This window comes from Virgibacillus ndiopensis (genome assembly GCF_900187325.1).
Taxonomy (GTDB): domain Bacteria; phylum Bacillota; class Bacilli; order Bacillales; family Amphibacillaceae; genus Virgibacillus_E; species Virgibacillus_E ndiopensis.
Map to the genome: position 1 here is coordinate 1,240,036 of NZ_FZMZ01000006.1, position 12,370 is coordinate 1,252,405.

Annotated in this window: 13 protein-coding genes; all 13 read left to right on the forward strand. The window is 37.1% G+C overall.

The window, feature by feature from the left end; all coding sequences use genetic code 11:
* Positions 1-34: 34 nt before the first annotated feature.
* Complete coding sequence (uvrA, locus tag CS937_RS18290; RefSeq protein ID WP_099159898.1) at positions 35-2,911, forward strand: excinuclease ABC subunit UvrA; 2,877 nt, start codon at positions 35-37, stop codon at positions 2,909-2,911.
* A gap of 412 nt (positions 2,912-3,323) precedes the next feature.
* Entirely contained in the window at positions 3,324-3,677 is a 354-nt protein-coding gene (locus tag CS937_RS18295; protein WP_099159899.1) for a YojF family protein, read from the forward strand.
* 26 nt (positions 3,678-3,703) lie between these two features.
* Positions 3,704-4,369: a bacillithiol biosynthesis deacetylase BshB2 gene (gene bshB2 / locus CS937_RS18300; RefSeq protein ID WP_099159900.1), complete on the forward strand. Its 666-nt coding sequence runs from the start codon at positions 3,704-3,706 to the stop codon at positions 4,367-4,369.
* A 151-nt stretch (positions 4,370-4,520) separates the two neighbouring features.
* Positions 4,521-4,715 carry a PspC domain-containing protein gene (locus CS937_RS18305; protein ID WP_099159901.1) on the forward strand — a complete coding sequence of 65 codons (195 nt, stop codon included), beginning with the start codon at positions 4,521-4,523 and terminating at the stop codon, positions 4,713-4,715.
* 2 nt (positions 4,716-4,717) lie between these two features.
* Positions 4,718-5,077 (forward strand): phage holin family protein, encoded by a 360-nt coding sequence (locus tag CS937_RS18310; RefSeq protein ID WP_099159902.1) that lies wholly within the window; start codon positions 4,718-4,720, stop codon positions 5,075-5,077.
* A gap of 123 nt (positions 5,078-5,200) precedes the next feature.
* Positions 5,201-6,136, forward strand: a complete 936-nt coding sequence (gene hprK / locus CS937_RS18315) for an HPr(Ser) kinase/phosphatase (protein ID WP_099159903.1) — start codon at positions 5,201-5,203, stop codon at positions 6,134-6,136.
* An 11-nt stretch (positions 6,137-6,147) separates the two neighbouring features.
* On the forward strand, positions 6,148-6,993 hold the full coding sequence (gene lgt / locus CS937_RS18320) for a prolipoprotein diacylglyceryl transferase (RefSeq protein WP_099159904.1): 846 nt from the start codon (positions 6,148-6,150) through the stop codon (positions 6,991-6,993).
* A 29-nt stretch (positions 6,994-7,022) separates the two neighbouring features.
* Entirely contained in the window at positions 7,023-7,982 is a 960-nt protein-coding gene (locus CS937_RS18325; protein ID WP_099159905.1) for a nucleoside recognition domain-containing protein, read from the forward strand.
* Positions 7,957-8,592, forward strand: coding sequence for a pyrophosphatase PpaX (ppaX, locus tag CS937_RS18330; protein WP_099159906.1), 636 nt, complete (start codon positions 7,957-7,959; stop codon positions 8,590-8,592). The genes CS937_RS18325 and ppaX overlap by 26 nt, the downstream gene beginning before the upstream one ends.
* 3 nt (positions 8,593-8,595) lie before the next feature.
* Positions 8,596-9,114: an acyltransferase gene (locus CS937_RS18335; protein WP_099159907.1), complete on the forward strand. Its 519-nt coding sequence runs from the start codon at positions 8,596-8,598 to the stop codon at positions 9,112-9,114.
* Between the two features lie 58 nt (positions 9,115-9,172).
* On the forward strand, positions 9,173-9,718 hold the full coding sequence (locus CS937_RS18340) for a glycerol-3-phosphate responsive antiterminator (protein WP_099159908.1): 546 nt from the start codon (positions 9,173-9,175) through the stop codon (positions 9,716-9,718).
* Positions 9,719-9,891: 173 nt separating this feature from the next.
* Complete coding sequence (locus CS937_RS18345) at positions 9,892-10,692, forward strand: MIP/aquaporin family protein (protein WP_099159909.1); 801 nt, start codon at positions 9,892-9,894, stop codon at positions 10,690-10,692.
* A gap of 62 nt (positions 10,693-10,754) precedes the next feature.
* Positions 10,755-12,245, forward strand: coding sequence for a glycerol kinase GlpK (glpK, locus tag CS937_RS18350; RefSeq protein WP_099159910.1), 1,491 nt, complete (start codon positions 10,755-10,757; stop codon positions 12,243-12,245).
* Positions 12,246-12,370: the final 125 nt, after the last annotated feature.

The window sequence follows — 12,370 nt, forward strand, 5'->3', positions numbered from 1 at the left end:
ATTCAATGTTTAATAGTGGAAGGATGACCGTTTTATGCCTAGTAAATCAATACAAATTAAAGGTGCTAGAGCACATAATTTAAAAAATATCGATATCACGATCCCCAAAAATAAACTTGTAGTCTTAACGGGTTTGTCTGGGTCAGGGAAATCGTCACTTGCTTTTGATACCATTTATGCAGAGGGACAGCGTCGTTACGTCGAGTCCCTTTCTGCCTATGCCAGGCAGTTTTTAGGTCAAATGGATAAGCCGGATGTTGATATGATCGAAGGTTTATCACCTGCGATATCAATTGATCAGAAAACAACAAGTAAAAACCCAAGGTCAACTGTCGGAACAGTGACAGAAATCTATGACTATTTGCGCCTTCTTTTTGCACGCATTGGTCGTCCAACATGTCCAAATCATGGGGTTGAAATTAGCTCACAAACGGTGCAACAAATGGTTGATAGAATTTTAGAATACCCAGAGCGAACGAAATTACAAATTCTGTCTCCAGTAGTTTCCGGACGAAAAGGTGAGCATGTAAAGACATTTGAAAAATTAAAGCAGGAAGGTTACGTTCGAATTCGAGTTGATAAAGAAATGCGTGAGGTAACGGAAGAGATCAAGCTTGAAAAAAATAAAAAACATTCAATCGAAGTTGTTGTGGACCGGATTGTTGTAAAGGAAGGAATTTCAGGACGACTAAGTGATTCAATTGAAACAGCTCTGAACCTTGGAGATGGAAACATAATTGTCGATGTAATTGGAGAAGAGGAACTTAAGTTTAGTGAAAACCATGCATGTCCAATTTGTGGATTCTCAATCAGTGAATTAGAGCCACGTTTATTTTCATTTAATAGTCCATTCGGTGCCTGCCCAACATGTGATGGATTAGGGACTAAATTGGAGGTTGATCTTGATTTAGTCATACCCGATTGGGATAAAACACTAAATGAACATGCTATTGCAGCATGGGAACCGGTTAGTTCTCAATACTATCCACAGCTGCTTAAAAGTGTTTGTGCCCATTATGGGATAGATATGGATACACCAGTTAAGAAATTAACGAAAGAACAAATGGACAAAATTTTACATGGAAGTGGAAAAGAAAAAATTCATTTTCATTACGTGAATGATTTCGGTAATGTTCGAGACAATCAGATTATGTTTGAAGGTGTAATTAATAATATAGCGCGACGATTCAGGGAAACATCTTCTGATTTCATTAGGGAACAGTTAGAAAAATATATGGCCCAGAAAAATTGTCCTTCATGTGATGGGTACAGGTTGAAAGAAGAGGCACTTGCCGTTCTAATTAATAGCATGCATATAAGTCAGATAACAGATTATTCCATTACAGAGGCAACTGAATTTTTTGGCAATCTCGAACTAACTGAAAAAGAGGAAAAGATTGCGAAGATGATTTTGAAGGAAATTAATAATCGTCTTGAATTCTTAAATAATGTTGGCCTTGATTATTTAACATTGTCTCGAGCTGCTGGAACACTTTCTGGTGGAGAAGCACAAAGAATTCGTCTAGCAACGCAAATTGGATCCGCATTAACGGGAGTACTATATGTATTGGATGAACCATCAATTGGTTTGCATCAACGAGATAATGATCGCTTAATTAGCACTTTACAACGAATGAGGGATTTAGATAACACGTTAATCGTAGTGGAGCATGATGAAGACACGATGCTTGCATCGGATTGGTTGATCGATATTGGACCAGGTGCAGGTGAACATGGTGGGGAAATTGTTGCAAGCGGAACACCAGAAAAGGTTATGAAAAACAAAAAGTCATTGACTGGACAATATTTATCAGGTCAAAAATATATTCCACTTCCAACAAAACGGCGTAAAGCAACAAAAAGTAAAATTGAGGTTGTTGGAGCAGAAGAGAACAATCTAAAAAATGTAACCGCCAAATTTCCAATTGGTTTAATGACAGTAGTTACAGGTGTATCAGGGTCAGGAAAAAGCACATTGGTGAATGAAATTTTGTATAAATCATTAGCAAAAGAACTTTATCGTAACAAACGTAAGCCTGGTAAACATAAAAAAGTTAAGGGGATAGAAAATATCGAAAAAGTGATTGATATCGACCAATCACCAATCGGTAGAACACCAAGATCAAACCCTGCAACATATACAGGCGTTTTTGATAATATTCGTGATGTTTATACCCAAACAAATGAAGCAAAAATTAGAGGCTATAAAAAAGGACGGTTTAGCTTTAATGTTAAAGGTGGACGTTGTGAAGCCTGCCGTGGTGATGGAATTATTAAAATTGAGATGCATTTTTTGCCTGATGTGTATGTGCCATGTGAGGTATGTCATGGGAAGCGTTACAACCGTGAGACGTTAGAAGTAAAATACAAAGGTAAGAACATTGCTGATGTTTTAGATATGAGGATTGAAGAAGCACTCGACTTTTTCGCGAATATTCCTAAAATTAAACGTAAACTTCAAACCATATATGATGTCGGACTTGGTTATATTAAGCTTGGTCAGCCGGCTACTACATTGTCTGGTGGGGAGGCACAGCGGGTAAAACTAGCAAGTGAGCTTCACCGCCGCTCTAATGGAAAATCATTCTATATATTGGATGAACCGACCACCGGATTACACGTAGATGATATCCAACGTTTGTTAAGTGTATTGGAACGTTTAGTTGATAATGGGGATACCGTATTAATTATTGAACACAATCTTGATGTAATTAAAACTGCCGACCATATTATCGATCTTGGTCCAGAAGGCGGCGACCGTGGTGGTCAAATAATTGCCACCGGCACACCAGAGAAAGTTGCAGAATCAGAAGTTTCCTATACAGGACGCTATTTGAAGCCGGTTTTGGAGCGAGATAAAAAACGTGCTGAAGCTTTGGTGGAAGAAAAAGAGAAAATTGGATCAAATTAATTTTTTTGAGATAGTAAGCCAGTATTGGTTTGCTATCTTTTTTACTAGGCTCATTTCACATCATTTGTTATTTTTATAGAAACCGCGAAAACCACCGTTCCGGAAATACTACGCTTTCCGTGGGTCTCATCTTCTTTGCTTTCCCAAAGGAGTCACCGTGTATTTCCTCCACCGATGATCTGCTATTATTCTTATTTCATTTATGAGGAGAAAGCAATAAAAAATGCAATATCAACTCAAAATAGATATGATTTAACATTTGAAAAAGCAACAAACATTTAGAAGGCAACCTTTTTATTTAGGATATAGTGAATTGTCGCGAGAGGAGAAATTTTACGGTCAAAATTTTTGACGCATCAATTTCATTTATGTAATGTAAAATAGAAGAAGGTTCTTGAGAGGAGTCCATTTTATGAATCCAATTGAAATAGAAAGTGTACAACAACAACTAGAAAGTTTTATAGATAAAGATGTTTATGTTCATTTAGAAACTACAAATGGAGCATATGCAAGTCATTTTGATGAAAAAGCATATAATGTAGGTGCGTACATACGAAATGCACAGGTTAAGTTTTCTCAGGCAAAAATTGTAGGAAATGGAAAAAGCTATCGAGTTGGTTTGAAAATGGAGTTTGGCTGGATTTACGCAGAAGGCTTAACAGACTGGACAATACATGAAGAAAAACAACTCTTGCTTGCTGGACATGATCGTGAAGGACGTTTAATGGTTTCACTTGAGCTTAGTGAAGTACCATTTCGTTATTAAATTTGGTAAAGGTTAGGTGAAAATAAATGGAGAAACATGTTGTGGTAATCTATCCACATCCAGATGATGAATCGTTTGGTGCGGCGGGAACGATTACAAAATTTCGTGAAGAAGGAGTACCAGTTACATATTTGTGTGGTACATTAGGTGAAATGGGAAGAAACATGGGATCACCGACATTTGCAAATAGAGAAACCTTGCCAGAGATTCGCAAGGAAGAATTGATTAATGCATGTGAAGCACTAGATATTGAATTGCAAATGCTTGGATATAGAGATAAAACACTTGAATTTGAAGATCGTCAAATGGTTGCTAATCATCTGAAAGGTCTTCTAGAAGACATTAACCCTAGTTTAGTAATAACGCATTATCCAGAACATGCAGTACATCCGGACCATAACGCATTAGGTGCAGCCGCTATTGAAGCTGTTCGATTGATGGACGAAGATAAACGTCCAGTTGTTTGGGTCCAAGCGATTACGAATAATTATGATGAAGAGCTTGGCAAACCAGATGTACGTAATGATGTAACTGCTTATTTTGATCAAAAAATGAAAGCTATAGTAGCACATAAATCACAGGCCGACGGAATACTTGGTAAGTTCAGAGAAAACTCGGAAATAACTGCAGATATTGAAGAGGCGGCAAAACAAAGGCTAGGAACTGAGCAATTTTATATATGGAACTATTGATTAGGAATTATTGTCCCTTACTTTTAGCGGTGAGGGATTTTTTCTGTGAAAAATATGAAGCCTTTTACGTCTACAAACGTATAGATATGTATAGTAATGTTTTTCGTATATTGATTATTGGGAAGTAGTATGGTAGAGGAGGATCACTATAATGATTAAACGTTTAACACGTTTAAATACTGACCGTAAAATTGCAGGAATTTTAGGTGGTATTGCAGAGTACTTTCGTGTAGACTCAACACTTGCTCGGTTAATATTTGTAATCGCCTTAATTCCAAGTATGTTTACATTAACATTAATATATTTTGTGGCATACTTTATTATTCCAAAGGATAGGGAGGTCTAGTAATGTTCCTGCGCTGGTTCATATCGATATTTTTAAATGCAATTGCTTTGATTGCTGTTGCACAATTGGTTGATTCTTTTCATCTTGAAGGATTTGGTACGGCATTACTAGCTAGTTTTATATTATCAATCCTAAATATAATTATTAAACCTATCTTAATTGTTCTTACATTACCGATAACTGTAGTAACACTTGGGCTATTTCTATTTGTTATTAATGCCATCACATTAATGATTACGCAATGGTTAATGGATTCATCGTTTGTAATTGAAGGTTTTGGCACAGCTGTTATTGCAGCAATTGTTGTTTCAATTTTAAATTTGTTATTAAATCGTCTAATAAAAGATACTTTAAAATCATAAAATATGCAAAATCGCAGGGGGTTTCTCCTGCGATTTTACTTTTAAACTTTATCCTTCACTTCATAACAAAAAAATATGCTACAATAAAAAACAGTAATTGCGTGTATGTGGAGGGACCATTAAATGGACAAAGTACGCACGAAGGATTTATTAGCAAATTTTAATCTAACCCTTGTTGCCGGAAGCGATGGTGTACATAGAGAAATTATTACTAGTGACATTTCCAGGCCAGGGATAGAGATGACAGGTTATTTTAAGTATTATCCAAAAGAACGTCTGCAATTAATTGGAAAGACAGAAATGGCATATTTTTTAGATCTATCATTTGAGCAACAGAAGGATCGTGCTGAGAGGTTATGTACCGATATCACCCCTGGCATTGTTGTATCAAGGGGAATGGAAGTACCGAAAGTTATGATTGAGGCAGCAAATAAATCCGGTGTCCCAATTTTGCATTCCCCGCGCAAAACAACAAGAGTAATTAGTAGATTAACTAATTATCTTGAAGCTAAATTTGCGCCTTTTACTGCAATCCATGGTGTCTTGGTTGATATTTATGGTATTGGTGTATTAATAACTGGACAAAGTGGTGTCGGTAAAAGTGAAACTGCATTAGAACTTGTTAAACGGGGGCATCGCTTAGTGGCAGATGACAGTGTAGAAATTCGTCAGGAGGATTATGATACCCTTATCGGAAATTCTCCACCATTAATTGAGCATCTTTTAGAGATTCGCGGATTAGGAATTATCAATGTAATGACATTGTTTGGTGCGGGAGCTGTTCGGAGCAATAAAAAAATTTCCTTCATAATTGATTTAGAATTGTGGGATCAGAAAAAACAATATGATCGGCTTGGACTAGATGAAGATTACATGAAAATAATGGATGTACAGCTGCCAAAAGCTACAATTCCTGTACGCCCAGGTCGAAATCTAGCAGTAATTATCGAAGTAGCAGCAATGAATTTCCGATTGAAGCGGATGGGCGTAAACGCGGCAGAGGAATTTTCAGAAAGACTGTCAACAATGATTGAACAAGAACAAGACGATTTGGAATAGGAGTGATTTTATTGAGTTGTAGTGCACCTTCAATGGATCGTATATTTTTGCAGTTAGGACCACTACCAATCTATTGGTATGGAGTAATTATTGCAACAGGAGCTTTTATAGGACTATTTTTAGCAACAAGAGAATCGGATCGTTTAGGACTCAAAAAAGACTTAATGGTAGATTTAGTTGTCTTTGCAATACCTATTGCTATTATATCAGCACGTATTTATTACGTACTATTTGAATGGGAACAATACGATGGCGGTAAATGGTGGGATGTGTTTGCAGTCTGGAATGGCGGTATTGCCATTCATGGTGCATTGATTGGTTCTGTGATCACAGCTATCGTCTATACGCGTGTGAAAAAGGTTTCATTCTGGCAATTAGCCGATATTGCTGCGCCAAGTATCATTTTAGGACAGGCAATTGGTCGTTGGGGAAATTTTATGAACCAGGAAGCACACGGAGGACCTATTTCAGAGGCTACATTCAATAGTTTTCACCAGTACCTACCCGATTTCATTATGAATCAAATGTGTATAGATGGTATTATGTATCATCCAACATTTTTGTACGAATCGTTTTGGGATATTCTTGTTTTTATTTTTCTACTAGTACTAAGAAGGTATAATCCTGTTCGTGGTGAGGTATTCTTAAGCTACGTAATAACCTATTCAATAGGACGTTTCTTTATTGAAGGTATGCGAACAGATAGCCTCTATGTTGTAGGAGAGTTACGAACAGCCCAATTAATTTCTGTCATACTAGTTGTTTTATCGATCGTACTGATTATTTATCGCCGCAAGTCTGGTATGGCTGAAAAACGGTATGATGGCAAAAAAATTCAATCTACTAAGAAAAAATGAATTAGATAGACAAAGGGGGGCATTAGGGGTTGACTGGAATTTTTTATCGAGGTCTACAGCAAGGTGTTCAAACAACATGGACATTAGGAAAAGTTATTTTTCCTATTACGATCATTGTATCAATTTTACAGTATACACCAATTTTGCCGTGGATTATTGATCAATTAACCCCTATTATGGGGATGATCGGCTTATCTGGTGAAGCAGCGGTACCATTAGTTCTAGGAAATTCTCTTAATTTGTATGCCGGGATTGCTGCGATTGTGTCGTTCGATTTTTCCGTCAAAGAAGTATTTATTATGGCGGTAATGCTTTCTTTTTCACATAACTTGTTTATCGAATCAACAGTCGCCGGAAAAGTTGGTGTAAATGGATGGTTGATATCTGGTATACGGATAGTACTTGCACTTCTATCAGCTATGTTAATTAATTTTATTTGGAATGGTGGCTCAGAGCCTGCGCAATATGGTTTCATATCATCAACTGAGGTAATGTTAGATGGATGGATCGAAATTGTTATTCAAAGTATTCAAACGTCTGTTGTAGCAGTTGCCCAATTGGCATTAATCGTCATACCATTAATGGTTGTTATGCAATTTTTGCGTGAGAATGGATTTTTAACAAGACTTTCGAATGGCTTAGCTCCTTTCACGAAAATGCTTGGTATGGAAAAGAATACTTCGATGACACTTGTAGCTGGGCTAACCATAGGGTTGGCCTATGGTGCAGGACTAATGATTCAGGCGGTTAAAGAAGATGGCGTCTCGAAGCGGGATATGTATTTAGCGTTGATCTTTCTTGTTTCCTGTCATGCAGTTGTCGAAGATACAGTCATATTCATACCACTTGGAATACCTGTTTGGCCACTACTTGTAATTCGCTTGATTACGGCAATACTAGTAACAATGGTTGTCGCAATTATATGGAAACGAGTTGAATATACAAAAAGGAAGGACACATCACATGAGCATTCATACCATACTCTTTGATCTTGATGGGACTTTGATTGATACAAATGAATTAATAATTGCATCATTTGAGCATACATTTAATTTTTATGGGAAAAACGTATCACGTGAACAGGCAATCGAATTTATTGGCCCTCCATTAAAGGACTCGTTTGAAAAAATTGATTCAAATCAGACAGATGCCATGATAAAAACCTATCGTGAGCATAATTTAAAACATCATGACGATTATGTAACTGCTTTTCCACATGTGCTTGAAACGATAAAGCAATTAAAGGAAGAGAATTATAATTTAGGGATAGTTACTACTAAAATGCGTGGCACAGTCGATATGGGATTGGTGTTAACTGGACTGGACCGTTATTTTAATACCATTATCACACTTGATGATGTAACGCAAGCTAAGCCACATCCTGAACCGATCGTAAAGGCGATGAAGGAATTAAGTGCAACGGTCGATACAACGTTAATGGTTGGTGATAATTCACATGATATTGAAGCAGGTCAAAACGCTGGCGTGCAAACTGCTGCTGTAGCATGGTCGTTAAAAGGAAAAGAGAAGTTATTGGAATACAATCCAACCTATATGCTGGAAGACATTCGTGATTTATTGAAAATTGTAGGAGTGTAAGCGATGCGCAATACAAAGCGGTATCCAGTTGAAAAATACAATTCGTTATGGAAAATTTATAATACTGTTTCTTTTTGGAAGGTAATGAAAAACTTTGTTGTCATTCAACTGGCTCGTTATACACCATTTTTAGCGATGAAAAACTGGTTGTATCGAACCTTTTTACGGATGGATGTTGGAAATGAAACTGCATTCGCTTTAATGGTAATGCCCGATATTATGTTTCCTGAGAAGATTCGTGTTGGTAAAAATAGCATCATTGGCTATAATACTACAATTCTGGCGCATGAATATCTTATCAAGGAATACCGTATCGGGGATGTAGTGATCGGTGATGAAGTTATGATTGGTGCTAATTCGACTATTTTACCAGGGGTAACAATTGGTGATCATGCCATTGTTTCTGCAGGTACGCTTGTACATAAAGATGTCCCCCCCGGTGCATTTGTTGGTGGTAATCCGATGCAAATAATCTATTCTAAAGAAGAGATGGAGAAGCGGGATGCGAAGGATGACTTTTGATTATAGATGTTAATCAATACATCCAATAATAGCAACCAACACAAGGGAGGGGATCAAAATGTACATGCCTACAGGTATACTGCCTGCAATCCGAAAAATGAAAGATTTTGATAAGGCGCTTGAAACTACGCATGATTCAATTGTTTTTCTAGAAACAAGACTTGCTCAACTAAAAAGTCTGGTGGAGTATACAAAACGTGCAAAAAAGCTGGCACTTGTCCATTTTGACTTGATACATGGCTTAAAAGCGGATGAATATGGTATGGAATTCATGCTACGTGAAATAAAGCCAGATGGTATTTTATCTACCCGTGGGAATGTCATTAATTTGGCAAAAAAGCATAAATTATTGGCAATCCAGCGTATATTTTTATTGGATAGCTTGGCATTGGAGCATAATTTAAAATCAATTGAACGTTATCAACCAGACTGTATTGAAGTATTACCTGGCCTAATCCCGGATCTAATCACTCACATATATGAAAAAACAGGTATACCAGTGATCGCAGGGGGATTGGTAAAGTCCAAAGATGAGATAAATTCCGCATTAAATAGTGGTGCAAGAGCTGTATCCACATCAAATTCAGCGCTTTGGCATTATTAAAATATAGTTTTTTGAGAGACTATACAAAAGATAGCTACTATTTTAGTGGGCTTTTGTATAGTCTTTTTTCTTAGAAAAATGTTATTAAATTCGAATAAAGTGGAATAGATGTTACAAATCCGTTTAAAACCTAAACATTATAAACGTATATCGCTTGCAAAGGAGGAGTTGCTATGTCTGAATTTCTAGGAGAATTAATCGGCACAATGATATTAATTATTTTTGGTGGTGGCGTTGTTGCAGGTGTATCATTGAAAAATACACTTGCTGAAGGTGCTGGCTGGGTATTGGTCACATTCGCTTGGGGGTTAGGCGTAGCAATGGCGGTATATGCCGTTGGTAATATCACTGGTGCACATGTCAATCCTGCTGTGACATTAGGATTAGCCGCAGTGGGCGATTTTCCATGGTCTAAAGTTCCAATGTATATTACCGCGCAAATGATTGGAGGAATTGTTGGTGCGGTAGTTGTATTCTTTCACTACTTACCACATTGGAAAGTGACGGATGATCCGGATGCAAAGTTAGGAGTATTTTCAACCGGCCCAGCTATAGCAAGTCCAATGTCAAATTTAGTAAGTGAGATAATTGGTACCTTTGTGTTAGTAATGGGGATTCTGTTTATTGGATCAAATGAATTTACAGAAGGATTAAATCCATTGATAGTAGGGTTTTTAATTGTCGCAATTGGTATGTCATTAGGTGGAACAACAGGTTATGCGATCAACCCTGCTCGAGACTTAGGTCCACGAATAGCACATTGGTTTTTACCAATACCTGGCAAAGGACCGTCAAATTGGGGGTATTCATGGGTACCGGTATTAGGTCCAGCGTTTGGTGGTATTTATGGCGGATTGTTTTATCAAGCGATGTTTGAAGGGGATAAAACTTTTTATTTTTGGATGAGTAGTGGAATTATTGCTGTTATTTTTCTTATCTCGTTGGGAATTGAACTTAGAAAGGCGAATAATTAAAGGAAAATAGAAAGATTCGTATAGAATTTTATTATTATATGATAATTTAGGGAGGAATTTTCGTGGAAACATATATTTTAGCACTTGATCAGGGTACAACAAGCTCACGTGCAATTCTTTTTAATCATAATGGGGAAATAGTAGAAACTGGCCAGAAGGAATTTGAACAGTATTTTCAAAAACCAGGCTGGGTAGAACATGATGCGAATGAAATATGGACTTCTATTCTTGCATGTATCTCTGATGTGTTGAGAAAAAGTGATGTTGAACCAAACCAAATTGCGGGAATTGGTATAACGAATCAACGTGAGACAACTGTAGTATGGGATAAACATACGGGAAAACCAATTTATAAAGCGCTTGTTTGGCAATCAAGGCAAACAGCTGATATTTGTAAAGAATTGCGTGAAGCTGGTCACAATGATCTTTTTCGTGATAAAACAGGTCTTCTAATTGACCCGTATTTTTCTGGAACCAAAGTAAAGTGGATTCTTGATAATGTAGACGGTGCAAGAGAAAAAGCTAATCATGGTGATTTACTTTTTGGTACGATTGATACTTGGCTAGTTTACAAATTGACTGGTGGAAAAGTACATGTAACTGATTATTCTAATGCATCTAGAACGTTAATGTACAACATATACGACTTAAAATGGGATGATGAATTATTAGATATCTTATCTGTACCAAAATCAATGCTACCAGAAGTGAAACAATCATCTGAAGTATACGGAAAAACAGTAGACTATCATTTTTTTGGCTATGAGGTACCAATTGCAGGGATTGCAGGAGACCAGCAAGCAGCATTATTTGGACAAGCTTGTTTTGAAAAAGGAATGGCGAAAAACACATATGGTACTGGTTGTTTTATGTTAATGAACACTGGTGATGAAGGAATAAAGTCTAATCATGGTTTACTAACAACATTGGCATGGGGAGTGAATGGAAAAGTAGAATATGCATTAGAGGGTAGTATTTTTGTAGCAGGTTCGGCTATCCAGTGGCTCCGTGATGGTTTACAAATAATCAATAGTTCATCAGAAAGTGGATCACTGGCAAAAGTAGTAGATTCCACAGAGGGTGTTTATGTTGTCCCAGCTTTTGTCGGTCTTGGAACTCCATATTGGGATAGTGATGTCCGGGGTGCTGTATTTGGTCTCACACGTGGTACAAGTAAGGAACATTTTGTCAGAGCTACTTTAGAATCGTTAGCATACCAAACACGAGACGTAGTGGATGCGATGATTGCAGATTCAGGTATCGAATTAAAAAAATTGCGTGTCGATGGTGGAGTCGTAAAAAATGATTTTCTGATGCAATTTCAAAGTGATATGTTAGGTGCCCCGGTTGAACGACCAGTAGTAAACGAGACCACTGCATTAGGTGCTGCTTATTTGGCCGGTTTAGCTGTTGGATATTGGGAGAGTATAAATGATATTGCAGAACAATGGAAAATTGATCATACCTTTAAGGTGGACCTTGCTAAAGCAAAACGAGAAGAGTTATATACAGGATGGAAAAAAGCCGTTAAATCTGCCCAAGCATTTAAGTAATTCTTTTTCCTTTTCGAAAACGAAATTTTATGGTAAAGTAAAGATAAGTTAATATTTTTTGGACGGAGAATTGGAGAAACCACAAACCACTAATGTTAGGTCATTAGTGCGTCTTGTGGTTTTTT

Coding starts and splice junctions, on each gene's coding strand:
- bshB2 (WP_099159900.1), top strand. CDS start 3,704: ATGGAGAAACATGTTGTGGTAATCTATCCACATCCAGATGATGAATCG.
- uvrA (WP_099159898.1), top strand. CDS start 35: ATGCCTAGTAAATCAATACAAATTAAAGGTGCTAGAGCACATAATTTA.
- CS937_RS18345 (WP_099159909.1), top strand. CDS start 9,892: ATGTCTGAATTTCTAGGAGAATTAATCGGCACAATGATATTAATTATT.
- CS937_RS18295 (WP_099159899.1), top strand. CDS start 3,324: ATGAATCCAATTGAAATAGAAAGTGTACAACAACAACTAGAAAGTTTT.
- CS937_RS18305 (WP_099159901.1), top strand. CDS start 4,521: ATGATTAAACGTTTAACACGTTTAAATACTGACCGTAAAATTGCAGGA.
- CS937_RS18335 (WP_099159907.1), top strand. CDS start 8,596: ATGCGCAATACAAAGCGGTATCCAGTTGAAAAATACAATTCGTTATGG.
- ppaX (WP_099159906.1), top strand. CDS start 7,957: ATGAGCATTCATACCATACTCTTTGATCTTGATGGGACTTTGATTGAT.
- hprK (WP_099159903.1), top strand. CDS start 5,201: ATGGACAAAGTACGCACGAAGGATTTATTAGCAAATTTTAATCTAACC.
- CS937_RS18310 (WP_099159902.1), top strand. CDS start 4,718: ATGTTCCTGCGCTGGTTCATATCGATATTTTTAAATGCAATTGCTTTG.
- CS937_RS18340 (WP_099159908.1), top strand. CDS start 9,173: ATGTACATGCCTACAGGTATACTGCCTGCAATCCGAAAAATGAAAGAT.